The organism is Clostridium sp. CM041 (assembly GCF_055081035.1).
Map to the genome: position 1 here is coordinate 472,430 of NZ_CM143648.1, position 19,344 is coordinate 491,773.

At 30.7% G+C, this 19,344-nt stretch carries 17 protein-coding genes and 1 other annotated feature; of the genes, 16 read left to right on the forward strand and 1 reads right to left on the reverse strand.

Annotated features, from left to right (window positions below; genetic code table 11):
- Nucleotides 1-65: 65 nt before the first annotated feature.
- The gene (gene nagZ, locus ACWJJT_RS02320) at nucleotides 66-1,286 is read right to left on the reverse strand and encodes a beta-N-acetylhexosaminidase (RefSeq protein ID WP_462955926.1); all 1,221 of its coding nucleotides are present in this window, start codon (nucleotides 1,284-1,286) and stop codon (nucleotides 66-68) included.
- A 253-nt stretch (nucleotides 1,287-1,539) separates the two neighbouring features.
- Between nagZ and ACWJJT_RS02325 the strand changes: the two genes are divergently transcribed.
- The 16 genes from ACWJJT_RS02325 to ftsA all read left to right on the forward strand — a co-directional run bounded on the left by ACWJJT_RS02325 (nucleotide 1,540) and on the right by ftsA (nucleotide 19,335).
- The gene (locus tag ACWJJT_RS02325) at nucleotides 1,540-2,046 is read left to right on the forward strand and encodes a PRC-barrel domain-containing protein (protein ID WP_462955927.1); all 507 of its coding nucleotides are present in this window, start codon (nucleotides 1,540-1,542) and stop codon (nucleotides 2,044-2,046) included.
- The gene (locus ACWJJT_RS02330) at nucleotides 2,033-3,061 is read left to right on the forward strand and encodes an AI-2E family transporter (protein WP_462955928.1); all 1,029 of its coding nucleotides are present in this window, start codon (nucleotides 2,033-2,035) and stop codon (nucleotides 3,059-3,061) included. Before ACWJJT_RS02325 ends, ACWJJT_RS02330 begins: the two co-directional genes overlap by 14 nt.
- A gap of 84 nt (nucleotides 3,062-3,145) precedes the next feature.
- Nucleotides 3,146-3,339, forward strand: a binding site (T-box leader).
- Nucleotides 3,340-3,457: 118 nt separating this feature from the next.
- Complete coding sequence (gene alaS, locus ACWJJT_RS02335; protein WP_462955929.1) at nucleotides 3,458-6,103, forward strand: alanine--tRNA ligase; 2,646 nt, start codon at nucleotides 3,458-3,460, stop codon at nucleotides 6,101-6,103.
- Nucleotides 6,104-6,287: 184 nt separating this feature from the next.
- Nucleotides 6,288-6,545: an IreB family regulatory phosphoprotein gene (locus ACWJJT_RS02340; protein ID WP_165412743.1), complete on the forward strand. Its 258-nt coding sequence runs from the start codon at nucleotides 6,288-6,290 to the stop codon at nucleotides 6,543-6,545.
- 76 nt (nucleotides 6,546-6,621) lie between these two features.
- Nucleotides 6,622-7,041 (forward strand): Holliday junction resolvase RuvX, encoded by a 420-nt coding sequence (gene ruvX / locus ACWJJT_RS02345; protein WP_462955930.1) that lies wholly within the window; start codon nucleotides 6,622-6,624, stop codon nucleotides 7,039-7,041.
- Between the two features lie 72 nt (nucleotides 7,042-7,113).
- Nucleotides 7,114-7,371, forward strand: coding sequence for a DUF1292 domain-containing protein (locus tag ACWJJT_RS02350; protein WP_165412741.1), 258 nt, complete (start codon nucleotides 7,114-7,116; stop codon nucleotides 7,369-7,371).
- A 183-nt stretch (nucleotides 7,372-7,554) separates the two neighbouring features.
- Nucleotides 7,555-8,007 (forward strand): Fur family transcriptional regulator, encoded by a 453-nt coding sequence (locus tag ACWJJT_RS02355; protein ID WP_462955931.1) that lies wholly within the window; start codon nucleotides 7,555-7,557, stop codon nucleotides 8,005-8,007.
- A 248-nt stretch (nucleotides 8,008-8,255) separates the two neighbouring features.
- Complete coding sequence (typA, locus tag ACWJJT_RS02360; RefSeq protein ID WP_462955932.1) at nucleotides 8,256-10,079, forward strand: translational GTPase TypA; 1,824 nt, start codon at nucleotides 8,256-8,258, stop codon at nucleotides 10,077-10,079.
- Between the two features lie 21 nt (nucleotides 10,080-10,100).
- Nucleotides 10,101-11,099 carry an endolytic transglycosylase MltG gene (gene mltG / locus ACWJJT_RS02365; RefSeq protein WP_462955933.1) on the forward strand — a complete coding sequence of 333 codons (999 nt, stop codon included), beginning with the start codon at nucleotides 10,101-10,103 and terminating at the stop codon, nucleotides 11,097-11,099.
- Between the two features lie 100 nt (nucleotides 11,100-11,199).
- Nucleotides 11,200-11,868 (forward strand): O-methyltransferase, encoded by a 669-nt coding sequence (locus tag ACWJJT_RS02370; RefSeq protein WP_462955934.1) that lies wholly within the window; start codon nucleotides 11,200-11,202, stop codon nucleotides 11,866-11,868.
- Nucleotides 11,865-13,097, forward strand: a complete 1,233-nt coding sequence (locus ACWJJT_RS02375) for a peptidase U32 family protein (RefSeq protein ID WP_462955935.1) — start codon at nucleotides 11,865-11,867, stop codon at nucleotides 13,095-13,097. Before ACWJJT_RS02370 ends, ACWJJT_RS02375 begins: the two co-directional genes overlap by 4 nt.
- Nucleotides 13,097-13,732: a uridine kinase gene (gene udk, locus ACWJJT_RS02380; RefSeq protein ID WP_462955936.1), complete on the forward strand. Its 636-nt coding sequence runs from the start codon at nucleotides 13,097-13,099 to the stop codon at nucleotides 13,730-13,732. Before ACWJJT_RS02375 ends, udk begins: the two co-directional genes overlap by 1 nt.
- Before the next feature lie 62 nt (nucleotides 13,733-13,794).
- The gene (locus ACWJJT_RS02385; protein ID WP_462955937.1) at nucleotides 13,795-15,552 is read left to right on the forward strand and encodes a penicillin-binding transpeptidase domain-containing protein; all 1,758 of its coding nucleotides are present in this window, start codon (nucleotides 13,795-13,797) and stop codon (nucleotides 15,550-15,552) included.
- 124 nt (nucleotides 15,553-15,676) lie between these two features.
- Entirely contained in the window at nucleotides 15,677-16,405 is a 729-nt protein-coding gene (gene sigK, locus ACWJJT_RS02390; protein WP_462955938.1) for an RNA polymerase sporulation sigma factor SigK, read from the forward strand.
- Between the two features lie 244 nt (nucleotides 16,406-16,649).
- Nucleotides 16,650-17,705 carry a type IV pilus twitching motility protein PilT gene (locus ACWJJT_RS02395; protein ID WP_462955939.1) on the forward strand — a complete coding sequence of 352 codons (1,056 nt, stop codon included), beginning with the start codon at nucleotides 16,650-16,652 and terminating at the stop codon, nucleotides 17,703-17,705.
- A gap of 373 nt (nucleotides 17,706-18,078) precedes the next feature.
- Nucleotides 18,079-19,335 carry a cell division protein FtsA gene (gene ftsA, locus ACWJJT_RS02400; RefSeq protein ID WP_462955940.1) on the forward strand — a complete coding sequence of 419 codons (1,257 nt, stop codon included), beginning with the start codon at nucleotides 18,079-18,081 and terminating at the stop codon, nucleotides 19,333-19,335.
- Nucleotides 19,336-19,344 lie beyond the last annotated feature (9 nt).

The window sequence follows — 19,344 nt, forward strand, 5'->3', positions numbered from 1 at the left end:
CAGCTACGAAGGAGATGATTTAATGAAACTTCATTGGTGTTAATCCCATGTAGTTTGATTTTGATTTACTCTTTCAATAAGTTTTCTATTTTATTGTTAAGTTCATTAATGTTTATTGAACTTATGGCATCGTTATTAATAATATATTTTTCTTTGAGTTTCAGTATTCTATATACACTCTCATTTAATCTATTTTCTGATATTACATTATTTTGTACTGCAGCTTTTAGTGAATTAATTACTTTTAGCTCGTTGTAATATTCATGGCATACTAAGATAATGTCACTTCCAGCATTAAATGATTTAACGGCAGCATCGCCAATGTCATTATATTTTGTAATGGCCGCCATAGTCATATCATCAGTAATGACTACACCGCTAAACTTTAAAGTTCCTCTTAATATATCGGTTATAATAATTTTTGACATACTCGCAGGAGAAACAGCATCTATTTTATTAAGTAATATATGTGATACCATAATGGCATCCACATTATTTTTTATAGCTTCATTAAAGGGAGTCAGTTCAAAAGCATTAAGTTTTGTTAAATCCTTATTTACTATAGGCAGGCCTACATGGGAATCAACTGAAGTGTCCCCATGGCCAGGAAAGTGTTTTACCACAGGAATTATATTGTTATCTATCATACCTTCCATGGTTTTAATGCCTAGTTTATTAACAATATCAGTGGTACTCCCAAAAGCTCTGTCTCCTATTACAGGATTATTAGGGTTGCTATTTATATCGAGTACTGGAGCAAAATTCATATTAAATCCAAAGGTTTTAAGTTCTTCTGCAATAATTTTCCCAATGTTGTAACTTAAGGCACCATCCTTCTTTTCCCCTATAACCTGGTTGGATGGAAGCTTTTTAATTTCATTTGGAATTCGTGATACCCGTCCACCTTCCTCATCTACAGAAATAAATAGAGGGGTTTTGTTTTGTGAATTAGTAGTTTTTAGTGAGTTAATCAGGCTAACTAATTGATTAGAAGTAGCTACATTATTTCTAAATAAAATAAATCCACCAACTTTATGGTCTTTAATCAAATTATTTATATTATTATTCATTGTATAACCATCAAGCCCAACAATTACTAACTGACCAATCTTGTCATCTAAGCTCATAGCATCAATCTTGTTTTGAACTACATCAATATTTTCAGGCTTAGGATTAACAACCTCATCCTTAGAATTAAAATTAGGGCTAAGGTTAAAATTTGAATTACTACAGCCAGATATAAATAAACCACCAATTAACAATATACTTATAATTAATTTTTTCATTACTAAATTTCACCACCTTCTTTTAATAAAATGAATAGGGTAAAGAAGTCATTAAAGAATAAAATTTTTATTAAAAATATTATTTAGAGCAAATATAAGAAATAGAGTTAACAGTAATTTAATATAAGAAATTGTGCAACTACAAAATACTTATCTTTAACATTATTTTTAGTATATGTAATAATTCTGAGATTATTTGGAGAATATAACTATAAATAAATAATAATTAAATTTTTTTCATTTAGGAGATAATATGTTTAAAAGCAGAGATTTTATATTTATGAATGTTGTTAGTGTGGATGGCAAGAAAATTGGGTTTATCAGAGATTTGTTAATGGATTTTAATAAAGGAAAGGTAATTGGATTTGTAATATCTCCTTATAAACTTTTTCATAAAAATTTAAGTGTATTAAAAGAAGACATCATATATTTTAATAAGCACATGGTAGTTAAAAAAGTAGAGAAAAGTAAATATCTATGTTTACATAGCTTTATTAATATGGATGTAATAGATAAATGTAGCAATGTATTTGGTATGGTGGAGGATATTACTTTTTCATGTGATACATTTGAAATAAAAGGAATTATAGTGTCTTCTGGATTTATTACAAATATACTTAGAGGGAAAAGGATAATGCTAATAAATGAACTAATACTTGGAGAAGAAAATATTCTCTACATTCCCAATTTTGATGAATCATGTTTTAAAAGTATGCCACATAACTTCTTTGTGGAGGGAAAAGCCGATGAAAAAAAATAGCAAAAAGAAGTTAGCTATTACGATTCTCAGTATTATTATTTTTGTAGTTGTACTCTTTATGTTAATAAAAATCCCTATTGTTAAACAATTAATAAATTTAGTTTTTATTTCCTTTATTGTTGCATATATACTAAAACCATTATATATGCTTTTGATTAGAAAAGGAGTAAATAAAAAAGCTACTGCTTGTTTAATAATAGTCGGTTTATTAAGTTTAGTATTATTAACATTTATAGTGGTAATTCCATCAATATTTAGAGAAAGTTTAGACATAAATAAGGCAATAAATGATTTGCAAAAATATTTATTTAATGCAAATATGAAAATAAAAGTATTAAATAGAAGCAGAGTCATGAGTACTATTATGACTACTATATACCAAAAATCAAATGCTCAAATACTCCTAATATTTAATAAAATATTAGATTCTATCATGGGCATCGGTGAGAATATATTAACTTACATGGTTTCGCCTTTAATAGTATATTACTTTTTATGCGATAGTGAAAACATGATAAATAAGGCTTTGATAGTTTTTCCGCCAGAGAGCAGAAATATAATAAAGAGAATCATAGAGGATATTGATAAAGTATTAGGAAGGTATATTATAAGTCAATTTATCTTATGTGGAATTATAACCATTGCTACGTTTTTGATATTAATGTTTATGAAAGTTGATTTTCCTTTAATACTTTCATTGATAAATGGAATTTTTAATATAATACCTTACTTTGGGCCTATCTTTGGGGTAATACCTATCATTTTAATAGCTCTGCTTGCCTCTCCAAAAATAGCCTTATATACAGCGTTGTGGCTATTTGCACTTCAACAAATCGAAGGAAGTATATTGTCACCAAAAATAATTGGTGATAGTATAAGTATGCACCCATTAACAGTAATATTATTGTTGGTTATAGGTGGGAAGGTTGGAGGGATTTTAGGTATGATACTAGCAGTGCCATTAGGAGTAGTGATAAAAGTTATATATGAGGACTTAAATTATTATCTGTTCTAGGAATAAGCAATATATTTTTATTTATAATTTGCATATATTGAAGTATTAAGGTAAAATGTACTATAGTATATATATATAAGTTAATATCAGGTAATGATAAGAATTAGTAAATATAGTTAATCATTTAGAGAGGAAGTGGAGGGTGAAAACTTCTTGATAGACATATTGAAGCTGTCTTTGAACCTTATTTTGTTGAGAGATATCACTATATAATTAATAAAAGTTAATTATATAGTGATATAATTAGGGTGGTAACGCGGAAAACTTTCGTCCCTTGCTTTAGGGAAGTGAAAGTTTTTTTATATTTTAGAAAATTATGAATTTTTAAATTCTATATATAAAATTAGTATAAATAGATCGTGTTAACACTATCTATAAATAATTGGAGGAGATATTATGGAAAAGTTAGGATTAAATGAAATTAGGGAATCGTTTCTAAATTTTTTTGAAGGTAAAGAGCATCTTAGACTAGAAAGTTTTCCTCTAGTACCTAAGAATGACAGCAGTTTATTGCTTGTAAATGCGGGTATGCAACCACTTAAACCATATTTTACAGGAGTTAAAACTCCACCTAATACTAGAATAACTAATTGTCAAAAATGTATTAGGACAGGAGATATTGAGAATGTAGGAAAGACATCAAGACATGGTACTTTTTTTGAAATGCTTGGAAATTTTTCTTTTGGTGATTATTTCAAAAAAGAGGTTATACCATGGGCTTGGGAATATGCAACAGAGGTTTTGAAAATACCAAAAGAAAATTTATATATAACTATATATTTAGATGATGATGAGGCTTTTGATGTATGGAGTAAAAATACTGATGTTGATTCTTCACGTATTTTTAGGTTAGGAAAAGAAGAAAATTTTTGGGAAATAGGTCAAGGACCTTGTGGACCGAGTTCAGAAATACACTTCGATAGAAATGTAGAACTCGGCCAAATAAAAACGGAAGAAGAGTTTATTAAGGCAGGCAATGAAGATAGAGTAATAGAATTTTGGAATTTAGTGTTCACTCAATTTAATAAGGATGAACATGGTAACTACAACAAATTAAAAAATCCTAACATAGATACAGGTATGGGTCTAGAGAGAATAGCTGGTATAATGCAAGGCACAGATAGTATATTTGAAGTAGATACTATAAAAAATATTTTAGAAGAAGTTTCAAGAATTTCAGGTGTGAAATGTGGAGATAGCCGTAATGAGTCGATATCTTTAAAAGTTATAACAGACCATGTTAGAAGCACAACCTTTATGATAAGTGATGGTGTGCTTCCGTCTAATGAGGGAAGAGGTTATGTTCTTAGGCGGCTACTAAGGCGTGCGGCAAGACATGGTAGGTTAATTGGAATTAAAAATACTTTTTTAAGTGAACTTTGCGATACTGTTATTGAAAACTCCTCTAAAGCATACCCAGAATTAAAAGAAAAATCATCCTATATTAAAAAAGTTATAAAAATTGAGGAGGAAAGATTTTTAGAAACTATAGATTCTGGTATGGATATATTAAAAGTTTACATAGAGGAGCTTCAAAAAAATAATAATAAAACTTTAGGTGGAGATAAAGCTTTTAAATTATACGATACCTATGGTTTTCCATATGAGCTTACAGAAGAAATACTTAGCGACGCGGGTATAAAAATTGATTTAGAAGGATTTAATGCTGCAATGCAAAGTCAAAAGCAAAGGGCAAGAGCTGCTAGAGGACAGTCGAATTATATGGGCAGTGGAGAAAGTTTAATGAGCTTAATTCCTAAAAATATAGAAACAAGATTTGATGGATATGATAAAATGCAATTGAAATCTAAGGCTAAATTTTTAATTAGTGGCGATGAGCATGTTACAGAGCTTTCAAAGGGTTCAAAAGGGATTATTGTAACTGAAGATACTCCTTTCTATGCAGAAATGGGAGGACAAATTGGAGATAAGGGAATAATCTTTAATGATAATTTTAAAGCAAAAGTGTATGATTGCCAAAAAGATATTTCTGGTAAAATAATACATTTTATCGAGGTATTAGAAGGAACATTGATAGCAGATGAAATAGTAACTCTTAAGGTTGACGAAGAGAGGAGAGCTCAAATTTGTAAAAATCATACTGTAACTCACATGCTACAAGAAACACTAAAAAGAGTTTTAGGTGATCACGTTCATCAATCAGGTTCTTATGTAAATGAAGATAGATTAAGGTTTGACTTCACTCATTTTTCTGCACTAACTGAGAAAGAAATTGCTAAAGTTCAGCAAATTGTAAATGATAATATTATGAAGGCATATAAGGTAGAGACTGAGGTTATGAGTATAGAGAAAGCTAAGGAAACTGGAGCTATAGCATTATTTGATGAAAAATATCAAGGAGATGTTAGAGTAGTAACTGTAGGAGAGTATAGTAAGGAATTATGTGGCGGTACTCATGTTAGAAATTCAGGCGAAATCGGATTATTTAAAATTTTATCTGAAGCGGGAGTAGCGGCAGGGGTTAGAAGAATTGAAGCTATAACAGGTAGACAATCTATAAAATATGTAGATGATAAAAGTGATTTATTAAAAGATATTGGGAGTACATTAAAATGTTCAGAAAAAGACATAATAAATAAGTTACAAACTCAATTGCTAGAATTAAAAGACAAAGAAAAGGAAATAGTATTATTAAAAGAAAAATTAGCTAGTTCTTCAGTAGATGAAATTTTAGAGAATATTAAACAGGTCAAAGGTGTTAAAGTGATTTCTGGAGCTGTAAAAAATATAAACGGAGATGCTTTAAGAGATTTAGCTGATAAACTTCGTAATAAAATTGTTGATGGTGTCGTGGTAATAGGAAGTTGTACAGAGGATAAAGTACAATTTGTTGCAATGGCATCTAAGTCAGCAATAGATAAAGGAATACACTGTGGGAAAATAATTAAAGAAGTTGCTAAAATCGCTGGCGGTGGTGGTGGTGGAAGGCCCGACATGGCAGAGGCAGGTGGGAAACTTCCCGAAAAATTAGATGAAGCAATAGCGAATGTATGCTCTATAATTGAAAGATTGGTAAAATAGTATACTTTTTGCAATAGTTGTTTTATAATATAACTAATAATAAGTAATTTAATTATAGTTATTATGTAATTATGGAACTTATTATAACTGAAAAAAATTTACTATATTACCAAATGATTTCCTAGCGTATTCAAATGGGATAAATTTTAGTGTTTAGCGTATGATGAGGAAAGGGGTGTATATAATGGATAATAATCAAAATACAGTCCAATTTGATTTTGTAAAAGATAAAAAAGATTTAACAAAAACTATTTTGACTGACGTATATAATTCACTTATAAAAAAGGGCTATAACCCAGTGAATCAAATGGTAGGATATCTAATTTCAGGAGATCCGACATATATAACGAACTACAATGGAGCAAGAGCGATGGTAAGAAAGCTAGAGAGAGATGAGATATTGGAAGAAGTTTTGAAATCTTATCTAGACATAAAAAAGTAAAATGCCCATAGGGGGCATTTTATTTTTTAAAGTTAGTGGTGTACATTAACTAGGCTATTATTAAAGGAGCATGTGGATGAGAATATTAGGGTTAGATATTGGAGACAGAACAATAGGGGTAGCAGTATGCGATCCACTAGGATTAACAGCACAGGGAATTACAACAATTAAAAGAAAAAGCATAGTTCTAGATATAGAGGAACTTTCTAAAATATGTAAGCAATACAATGTAGAAGGTTTTGTATCAGGACTCCCTAAAAATATGAATGGAACTATAGGACCACAAGGGGAAAAGGTTCAGCGTTTTTGTGAAAAGCTTAAAGAAACATTAAATTTAGAAGTGAAAATGTGGGATGAAAGATTATCAACAGTAGCTGCTAATAGAGTGATGCTCGAGGGCGATTTATCTAGATCAAAAAGAAAAAAGATTGTAGATAAAATTGCGGCTACATTCATTTTACAAGGATATTTAGATAGTTTAGGTACGCGTCTATAAAATGAAATTTACAGAAATATGCAACGGGTATTAAGATATTATTGATTGCATAAATTGAAAGGAGAGAATAAAATGGATAACAATGTTGAAACCGTATTATTATATGATGAAGAGGGTAAAGAAATAGAATTTGATGTACTAACGAAATTGGACATTAAAGATAAGGAATATGTTATAGTTGCGCCAACTGGTGAAGAAGATATTGATGCAATTGCACTAAGAATAGATAAGGACGCAGAGGGTGAGGATATTTTAGTTACAATAGATGACGATGAAGAGTTTGAAATGATTTCAGAGGCGTATGACGCAATTTCTTCAGGAGAACTATAATAGCATTTAAGCAAATAGATTCTAAATTAAGGCATTTTAGTATATTTTTAAACTAATTAACCTATTTTCTTAAAACTAAATGATTATCAATTGACAATATTATAATAAAGGATTAAAATAAAAGTATACTTAATATAATCTTATCTGTGAGTCAAATGATGTTTGTAGAAAAGGGGTATATATATGTCAAAGGTATCTCCAGAGAGCGTTGAGAGTTTAAAAGAAACTCTAAAGCAAGAGGGCTATAAGCTTACTCCGCAGAGAAGAGCTATTTTAAATGGAATAATTAAGAGTGAAGGTAGCCATCTTACTGCGGAAGAACTATATGACTTGGTTAAATCTGATTGTCCAGAAATAGGTCTTGCTACAATTTATAGAACAGTTCAACTTCTTGAAGAAATGGGTGTAATTCGAAAGTTTGATTTAGATGATGGCTGTAGTAGATATGAACTTAACCATGAAAATGAGAGACATCAACATCATCACCTAATATGTAATCGCTGTGGTAAAGTATTAGAGGTTCAGGGAGATTTACTAGAAGAATTGGAGACTATTATTGAAAAAAAATATAACTTTAAGATTGAAGATCATAGTTTGAAATTCTATGGTGTTTGTGACAAGTGTATTTGCAAATAATGTAAACGATAAATCCTACAGAGGAAGCATTTGTATTTATGTGGGATGATGTGATGAAAAAACCAACTAAATGATGTAATTTAAGTAAATGTATCATTTTTTTAATAATGAATGCTATACATAGTTGACTTTTTTGCAAGATAACATTAAAATAAGTATAGTAAATGCGAAAGTTGGGTACTTCAAGATGTATCCAATTTTTGTTTGTGTAATATGTTTAACTTACGAAAAAAAATTGGAGGATTAATATGAATTTATTTACAAGAAATGATGTTAGAAATATAGCAATAATTGCTCACGTAGATCACGGTAAGACAACACTAGTGGATTGTTTACTTAAACAAAGCCATATTTTTAGAGAAAATGAAAAAGTACAAGAAAGAGTAATGGACTCTAACGATTTAGAAAAAGAAAGAGGAATAACAATTCTTTCTAAAAATACTGCAATAATGCATAATGGAATTAAAATAAATATAGTTGATACTCCTGGCCACGCTGATTTCGGTGGAGAGGTTGAACGAGTACTTAAGATGGTTGATAGCGTACTACTTGTAGTTGATGCATATGAAGGTCCAATGCCACAAACTAAATTCGTTTTAAAAAAGGCATTAGAATTAAACCTTAAGCCAATCGTTGTTATAAACAAGATTGATAGAAAAGATGGTCGTCCTACACATGTTCTTGATGAAGTATTTGACCTATTTGTTGAACTTGGAGCGGATGATGAACAATTAGACTTTGCAGTGGTATATGCTTCTGCTAGAGAAGGATTTGCTAAATTAAATGTTGATGATGTAAGTGACAACATGGAACCATTATTTGATTCTATAGTAAAGAATGTAAAGGCACCAGAAGGATATTTAGATATGCCACTTCAATTGCTTATTTCAACTATTGATTATAATGAGTATGTTGGTAAGATAGGAATAGGAAAAATCGAAAGAGGATCAATCAAAAGAAATCAACCTATCGCACTTATAAGAAAAGATGGTACAATAAACAATGTTAAAGTTTCGGCTCTTTTCGTTTACAAAGGTCTTAAAAGAGAAGAAACTGATGAAGCAATTCTTGGTGATATAGTAGCAGTTTCTGGTATTCCAGACATTAACATCGGAGAGACAATAGCTGATGTTAATGAACCAGAAGCTCTTCCATTCGTTGAAATTGATGAGCCTACACTAACTATGAATTTCATGGTTAATAATTCTCCTTTTGCAGGAAAAGAAGGAACTTTTGTTACATCAAGACACATAAGAGATAGACTTATTAAGGAACTTGAAACCAATGTTAGTTTAAGAGTAAATGAAATTGATGATGGTTTTGAAGTAAGTGGAAGAGGAGAACTACATCTTTCAGTTCTAATTGAAACTATGAGACGTGAAGGATATGAATTCCAAGTGTCAAAAGCAAATGTTATATTTAAAGAAGAAAATGGCCATAAAACAGAGCCAATTGAGTACCTTACAATTGACGTACCAGAAGAATTTATGGGCGTAGTAATGGAAAAAATGGGACCTAGAAAAGCAGAAATGGTAAATATGACTTCAGCTATAAACGGATACACTAGATTAGAATTTAAAATACCATCAAGAGGATTAATTGGATTTAGAAGTGAACTTATGACTGATACCAAGGGTAATGGTATAATGAATCACGTTCTAGATGGTTACGATAAATACAGAGGTGAAATCCCAGATAGAAGTAGAGGTTCTTTAATTGTATTTGAAACAGGAGAATCAATTACTTACGGATTATTTAATGCTCAAGATCGTGGTACTCTTTTCCTAGAACCAGGAGTACCTGTATATGCAGGTATGATTGCAGGAGAATGTGCAAGAGCAGGAGATATGGAGATAAATATTTGTAGAAAGAAACAATTAACAAATACTAGATCTTCAGGAGCAGATGAATCACCAAAACTAGTTCCAGTAAAACAAATGACACTAGAACAATGCTTAGAATTTATAGCTGTTGATGAGTTAGTTGAAATTACTCCTCTAAATATCAGAATGAGAAAAAGAATATTAGATTCAGGAGAAAGAAAAAGAGCAACTAGCAAAAAAAGCAAATAGCATAAATTATGGGGTGGTTTAATGAAAAAGATAGTGCTATTAATTGTGGGTTTAATAGTTTGTGTATTAGCTGGTAATTTTCAGTATAAAAAGATAATACAGCATCCTATTAAAACTAATAAAGATATCTATGTTGATGTGAAAAATGGAGACGCTTTGTATAGTGTACTAGATGATTTAAACCAAATTGGTGCTATAAAAAATGCAAGTATTATAAAATTTTATATCAAATCAAACAAAATAAAATCTAATGTTCATACAGGAAAGTTTTTGATACCGAAGGATGCTACAGTTGTGGAGTTTATAAAAATTTTATCAACTGTAGGAAATGAAAAAGACATTATTAAAGTAACAATACCTGAGGGATTTGATATAAATAATATTGCAAATATGCTACAAGAAAAAGGAATAATAAACAAAGAAAAATTTATTGATAGCTGTAAAACTTACAAGCTGCCTACTTATATTATGGAAAAAGAAAACCGAAAATTTAATTTGGAAGGTTTTCTTTTTCCATCTACATATGATCTTAAAGTCGGTATGAGTGGAAATGAAATAATAAAATTAATGGTGGATAAGTTTTACAGTACTATAAATGAAATAAATAAAGAAAAGCCTATAGATATAAAGAAATTAGATAATATAATAATAATGGCATCAATTGTTGAAAGAGAAACTAGTGATAAAAATGAAAAAGCTAAAGTGGCATCAGTTTTTTATAATAGGCTAGAAAAAGACATGAAGTTACAATCTTGTGCAACTGTTTTATATTCTTTAGGTAAACATAAAGAAAAATTATACAATAAAGATTTAGAAGTTAAGTCACCTTATAATACCTACAAGGTGACAGGACTTCCTGTAGGTCCAATATGTAATCCAGGAGAAGAATCTATTAAAGCAGCCTTATCTCCTACTAAAACAAATTATTTATACTTTGTTTTAAGTAATGATGGAAAGCATTTTTTTACAGATGACTATAATGAATTTTTAAAGGTAAAAGATGTAACACAGGGATTTTAGTTAGTGTTAGTCACATGAGAATAAATAACAAGTCAGTATAATTATATCGTTGACTTGTTATTTGTTTTTATGTGCATTAATGAATTTTGGAGGAAATTAAATGAGTGGGATAACATATGATTATATGGAACAATATTTAAGAGATCTCATTCCAAGTAATGTTGGTATTTTAGATGAGCTAGAGAAATTTGCTCTCGAGAATAGAGTCCCTATAGTTCAAAAAGAAACTGCTAAATTTTTGGAATTAATGATAACTATAAATAGACCTAAAAAAATTTTAGAGCTAGGCACAGCTATAGGATATTCTTCTATTTTAATGAATTTAACTTCCGATGGTTTAAGTGAAATTACGACTATTGAAAGAGATGAAAAAATGATAGAAATTGCAAATTCCAATATAATAAAATACGGAATGCAGAATAAAATTACTGTTCTAAAAGGAGATTGTTTAGAGATTTTAGAAAGTCTCCAAGATGAATATGATATGATTTTTATGGATGCAGGTAAAGGTCACTATAACCATTTTCTTCCTCACTGCTTGAGACTCTTAAAAAAAGAAGGGGTTCTTATTGCTGATAATGTGCTTTTTCGAGGAATGGTTGCATCGAAAGAACTCGCAACACGTAGAAAAATCACTATAATAAAACGTATGAAAAGCTATTTAGAACTAGTATCTAATAATGATGACCTTGTAACTTCTGTAATACCAATGGGTGATGGTATCTCAGTTACAGTAAGAAAGTTTGCAGGGGGCAGTAAGGAGGCATGAAACTAATGAAACCAGAAATATTAGCACCGGCAGGTAATTTGGAGAAATTAAAAGCAGCTATAAACTTTGGAGCAGATGCAGTTTATTTAGGCGGAAGTAAATTGAATTTGAGAGCTTTTGCAGATAATTTTAGCAATGTTCAATTAAAAGAAGGTATAGACTTTGCACATTCCAAAGGTAAAAGAGTATATGTTACATTAAATGTATTTCCTCACAATGACGATTTAGACGGCCTAGAAGGTTACCTAAAAGAGATATATGAACTAGGTGCAGATGCTATTATTGTTTCTGACCCGGGAATTATTATGACGGCTAGAGAAGTTGTACCAAATTTAGAAATTCATTTGAGTACCCAATCTAACAATGTAAACTACAAATCAGCTATTTTTTGGCATAAGCAAGGGGTCAAAAGAATTGTTCTCGCAAGAGAATTGTCTCTAGGTGAAATTAAAGAAATTAGAGCAAAGTTGCCGGATACTTGTGAACTTGAAGCTTTTGTCCATGGATCTATGTGTATGGCCTATTCGGGAAGATGTCTTATGTCAAATTATATGACGGGAAGAGATGCAAATCGTGGACAATGCGCTCAGCCATGTAGATATAAATATTTCTTAACGGAAGAAAAAAGAGATGGTGAATACTTTCCTATAATAGAAGATGATAAAGGTACTTACATAATGAATTCAAAGGACTTATGCATGATAGAACATATACCGGAACTTGTAGAATCAGGGATAACGTCATTTAAAATAGAAGGAAGAATGAAAAGCTCATATTATGTTGCTTCTGTATGTAAATCCTATAGAGAAGCTTTGGATACATATATGAAGGATTCGGTAAATTATAAATTTCAAAAAAAATGGATGGATAATCTCCTGAAACCTAGTCACAGACAATATTATACTGGGTTCTACTTTGGAGATCCAAATAAACAGATACATGAATCCTCTTCATATATTAGAGATTACGATATAGTTGGAATTGTACGCGAATATCATTTGGGAAATAATATTGCATTAGTAGAACAAAGGAATAAAGTATTCCAGGGTGATACTGTTGAAGTATTAAGGCCTGTAGGAGATAATGTTTTAATTGTGCTTAATGATATGAGAAATTCTAAGGGCGAAAGCATAGCTGCTGCACCAAGTGCCCAGATGTTATTCACTGTAAATGTTAAAGAAAAACTACATGAGAATGATATACTTATCAAATCTAAGGAGAAAGAATAATGTATCGCCCGGTTTTAATAGGGATAACCGGAGGTACGGGTTCAGGGAAAAGCACTATAGCGAGAGAAATTTATAAACATTTTGGTGAGACATGTATTACAATGATTGCACAAGATTCTTATTATAAGGATCAAAGTAATCTTTCTTTTGAAGAAAGAATAAAAACAAATTATGATCATCCGGATGCTTTCGATACTTCACTATTAGTGAGACACCTAAATCTTCTTTTAGAAGGAAATGTTATTGAAAAGCCTATTTATAATTTTGAAATGCATAATAGAATAGAAGAAACAGTTTCCGTCCAGCCAAAGGAAATTATTATATTTGAAGGAATTCTTGTACTCCAGGAAAAGGTTCTTCGTGACATGCTGGATATTAAAATATATGTAGACACAGATGCAGATGTTAGGTTTATACGAAGACTTACAAGAGATATTACCGAGAGAGGTAGAACAACAGATTCTGTTATAAATCAATATTTAAATGTTGTTAAACCAATGCACGAACAATTTATTGAACCTACCAAAAGACACGCTGACATTATAATACCTGAAGGCGGACATAATAAGGTAGCTATAGATATAATTACAGCTAATATAAGCCAAATACTGCAGAAACAGCAAAAGAAAAAATAACATATTTGAAGTATAAAACATCTCAATCTAGGCGAGAATTAGCCTAGGTGAGGTGTTTTTTTATGAGTAGTAGAAATAATATCTTTGGTTACTCAAATCAAAGAAGTGAAATTAAAAAAAGAACGTGGACGGTAATGGGTGTGTTTACGGTATTATTTTGTTTTTTAATTTGGAGAATCATGAATTACATGTATTTCAAATCTGAACCCTTGAAAACTATGTTTAATTCACAATATACAATAGATGAACAATACGGGTCTCTATATAGTTTAACTGACTGTAATGGGCGAGATCTTTTGAATTATGCTGTGAGTTACTATGCGATTATTGATCCTGTCGATTATTTGAGATTTAATGAATATACTAGCAAATATGACATGCAAGCATTAACTATTACTTTAAGAAACTATGATAAAGGCTATGATTTAGAAAAAATAAAAGGTAATGGTAATGGAGAGAAAATAAGATATAAAATTGATGAAGTGACTTATAATAAACTTAAAGATATTAAAAAAGTAAAAGGGTTTTATACCTATGTAGCTAATGAGGTGATCAAGGATAGGAATTGGAAAATTGAAAATGTATTGATAGACCCGAAATACAATAAAGAGCACGTTGATCCTGTATCTAAAAAAGTCGTTAGTGATTATGTATTCAAAGGCACTGATTCTTTGGAAATGGAAATATACAATAAAACTAAAAATAATGATTATACAAAAATTAGATTCTCTAAAGGGGTTAATGGCGAAATAGCTGCGGGCAAAATTATTAATCCTAAAAACAATGTTAATGTAAGACTTACCTTAGATAAGGAAATCCAAGATAAAGCCTGTGCTGTTCTTCAAGAGGGAATCTACAAAAAGTATAGTCAAATTGGTGTTGTAGTAATGGAGAGTAATAATGGAAAGATAAGGGCGATGGTACAAAAGGATGATAACGCTTATAATGCAAACTTAGGATATCCAAGTACTAATGGAGCTTTGCCGGGATCGATTTTTAAAGTTATTGTGGATGAAGCTGGTTTAGATACGAATAAAATAGATAACTATAAAAAATATACAGTAAGTCCTAAAATATTTCTAGAAGAGCCTTTTAAGGGAGAAACATTTACAGTTGCTGAGGCGCTAGCCAAATCTTCTAATAACATATTTGCTCAACTAGGTTGGAAAATAGGTTTTAAAAATATATATGATTATGCAGAAAAACAAGGGATGTTACATAAAGTATTAAATATTCATCAAGAGGCCAGTGGTAAGTTTGACATGGCTGATTTATTAAACCCTACGGATGGTGATACAAGCCAAACAGCTATTGGTCAGAATGTTAGAATAACGCCGCTAGAAGCCATGAGTATTCCTAATACTATTATAAATAATGGAGTGTATGTTCAGCCAAGCATAATAGATGCATACGTAAATGATGATAATAAAATTCTAGGGGAAATTACCCCTAAAAATACGACCGTACTAAAAAGAGAAACTGCAGAAGCTGTGAAACTTCATATGATGGATGTAGTAAACAAAGGCACAGGAGCCCAGGCTTCAATTAAAGGCATGGATATAGGTGGGAAAACGGGCACTACTACATACTATGTAAACAAATTAGTAAATGGGAAAAAAGAAAGTCAGAAGTGTTCCGATGGATGGTTTGTTGGCTTTTTCAATTTAAACGGGAAAAATTATTCTATGGTTGTATATGTGAATAATATTGAGATGAGTAATGTAAAGGGTGTAGCAGATGAAGAAGGTGGAGGTACAGCGGCTCCAATATTTAAAAAAGTAGTTAACGCCATTAAAGCATCTCCTGTGGGGCTGCATTAAAGACTTCGGAAGGAAAGTTATTAGCTAAAGAAATTTATAAAATAATAAAATAAATTTCCATGTACAGGCACTTTTAGTAAAATAAATCATATTATATTAATAAGCTCTATTAGGAGGAACATCTGTGTTTTTCATAAATTGTTTATTAGATATGATTGGAAATGTTACACTTTTGACGGCTTATATAACTGGAAGTAGTTCATTCCCTCAACCATTAAGTGAAGAAGAGGAGAAATCTTATTTAAAAAAGTTAAAGGACGGCGAGTTACTAGCTAAAGGTGTATTAGTTGAACGAAATCTAAGACTAGTTGCACATATAGTAAAAAAATATTCCTATCCAGGAAAGGATGTAGATGACCTGATATCTATTGGAACTGTAGGTCTTATTAAAGCCATTGATTCCTTTGATATAAGTAAGGGAACAAGGCTTGCCACCTATGCTGCAAGGTGCATAGAAAACGAGATACTTATGCTTATTCGCAATAATAAGAAAACAAAAGGGGAGATTTACCTGCAAGATCCTATTGGTATCGATAAAGAGGGTAATGAAATATCACTTATGGATGTGTTAAGTAGCGATGAAGATTCTATTATTGATATAGTAGAAAGTAAAATACAAATTAAAAAGCTTTACAATAAGATAAACGTAGCTTTAATGGATAGAGAAAAAACAATAATTCAAATGCGATATGGATTACTTGATGGTAACCCTAGAACTCAAAGAGAAATTGCATTGATCTTAGGGATTTCAAGGTCCTATGTTTCTAGAATTGAAAAGAGAGCATTAAAGAAGCTTAATAAGGAATTAAATAGTACTAGTAAAAATAGGTTGAATAGTTCTAATAAATTGTAACAACTATGGTATAATTATAAAATGTACACCGTTAGTCAAATAAAGCATCTTAACGATTTTCGTTTAAGATACAAAATATTTCGGGAAAGAATGTATTTAAATTATTTATCTGAGAAAATAAAATTTCTGAAGTTAGGTGATGAAAATGGAGCAAAAATTTTAAGTGACAAGAAGATTCTAAAATTCAGGACTTAATTTGGCATATAGGTTTGGAAGCTTCATTAAAAGAACAGGAGGACCAATAATGATACCTCTTAGTGAATTACTAAAAAAAACAACAGAACAAAATGCATCAGATTTGCACCTTACAGTGGGCTCAGTGCCGATCATTAGAGTTGATGGTAATTTAATACAAACAGGGGTAGATAAATTAACTCCAGCAGACACTGAAAAATACTCAAGAGAAATTTTAGAAAATTCTTATGAAGAATATTGTCAAAATGGAGAAATTGATACGTCTTACTTTATTTACGGCCTTGGAAGATTTAGGGTTAATGTTTATAAACATAGGGGAAGCGATACTATAGCTATTAGAGTAGTTGCATTAAAAATACCTACTATTAAACAGCTTGAGCTTCCAGAGGTCGTTAGGGTTCTTACCACAAAACAAAGAGGGCTGGTTTTAGTGACAGGGCCTACAGGTAGTGGTAAAAGTACAACTCTCGCTGCTATGGTTAATGAAATTAATTCTACTAGAGCATGTAATATTATAACACTCGAGGATCCTATTGAATATTTACACAAACATAACAAATCCATTATTAATCAAAGAGAAATTGGAAAAGACAGTAAAAATTATAAAAATGCATTAAGGGCTATTCTTAGAGAGGATCCAGATGTTATATTAGTAGGCGAAATGCGAGATCTTGAAACGATTTCTATTGCTATTACTGCCGCTGAAACTGGACATTTGGTTTTCTCTACCTTACATACTATAGGTGCAGCAAAAACAGTAGATAGAATAGTTGATGTATTTCCTCCATATCAGCAGCAACAAATTAAAGTTCAATTATCAGCGGTAATGCAGGGAATAGTTTCTCAGCAATTAATACCTAAGATAAATGGAAGAGGGAGAGTAGCAGCGCTTGAGGTAATGATATCAACTCCAGCAATTCAAAATCTTATTCGCGAAGGCAAGACGCATCAATTGCAGTCTTGTGTTCAAACTGGAGGCAAATATGGTATGAAAACTATGGATATGTCAATCGCAGAGTTATATAAAAAAGGTATTATATCTAAAGAAGAAGCAATTACTTACTCAGTTGACAATGAAATGATTGTAGAAATGCTATCAATTTAGTAAATAATTAGAAAATAAGCTAAAAGTATAGATAAACCGTAGCTTCCAGCCTTATTTTTATTTTAATGTAAAAATAACCAATTATATACTATTTGATTGGCTTACTTAACAATATGATATTGCTTTTTCTATATTTTGCTATTATAATTAGTCTAGAAGAACAAGTTAGCTTTTTAACATTATAATATAATGTAGTTTACTAATTTGAAATTAAGTTTATATACATCTACAATATACAATAAAATGAAATTAATTTTGATTATATTTAAATTTATAATAAAAATTTAAAAAAATCATTTAAATTAAGAGGAAAATTTATTTTTTTGTTGAATATATACACTTAAGGTTTCTCTTATGAGGGGGGATAAACTTAATGAATGAACAAATAGTAGGGATTGATTTAGGATCATCAAAAATATGTGGAGCAGTTGGTAAAGTCAGTAGTAATGGAAAACTTCAGATTATAGGCATTACATCAGTTGTATGTAGTGGTTTAAATAAATCAGTTGTAATAGATATTGATAGTACAGCTGAAGCTATAAAAAAATGTATTACACAATTAGAGCGTATGACAGATACACAGATCAATGAAGGGTATATATCTTTACCCGGAGGGATTTGTGAATTAGTAAGAAATACAGGTATGATTGCGATATCTTCTGAAGACAGAGAAATAAAGCAGAGCGACGTGGACAGGGTAATTGAGGCAGCTAAACTCATCTCAGTTCCGCCAGATAAAGAAATAGTAGGTGTTGAGCCCGAACAATATATTGTTGATGGATATGATAATATTAAAGACCCTAGGGGAATGAGTGGTATAAGGCTAGAAGTTGAAGGACAAGTAGTCATGGCACAATCCACAGTAGTTAGTAATTTATTAAAAAGTGTGAAGCGAGCTGGAATTAAAGTTAATGGGATAGTACTTCAACCATCAGCTATATCAGAGGCAGTATTACGAAAAGAAGAAAAGGACATGGGAATAGCACTAGTTGATGTTGGAGCACAAACTATTGATATTTCTATTTACAAGAGTGGAAAATTAAAACATACTTCTATTATTCAATTAGGTGGAGATAACATAACAAATGATATCTCGGTTTGTCTTAAAGTTCCTTTTAGCGAAGGTGAAAGATTAAAGCTTAAATATGGAAGCTTAATTAAAGAAAAAGGAGAAAGCGTTGAGAAAATTAGAGTTAAAGATTCTTATGATAATTTAATGGAAATTGATAATAATTTATTAGTTGATATAATTTATGCTAGAGTAGATGAGTTATTACATTTAATTAAAAGAAACCTAGTAAATAGTGGATTTTATAATGAAACTTCTGGAGTAGTAATAGTTGGTGGAGGTATAGCTCTATTAAAAGGCACTAATGAACTAAGTAAAGCTATACTGGATAAGTCAGTGAGAATAGGTTCGCCAGAGTATGTAGGAGCAGCTAGCCCTATATATGTTACAGCAGTAGGTATAGTGCTTCAAGCTGTTAATAATATTAAAACTAGTAATAGTTCATTGGAAGAAGAATCAGATGAACATTCATATGATAACAAATGGTCAAAAAACAAAAATATAAAAGTGGAAAATGGATTTGCATCAAAAATAAAAGGTTTTTTTGCGGATTTTTTCTAAAGAGGAGGT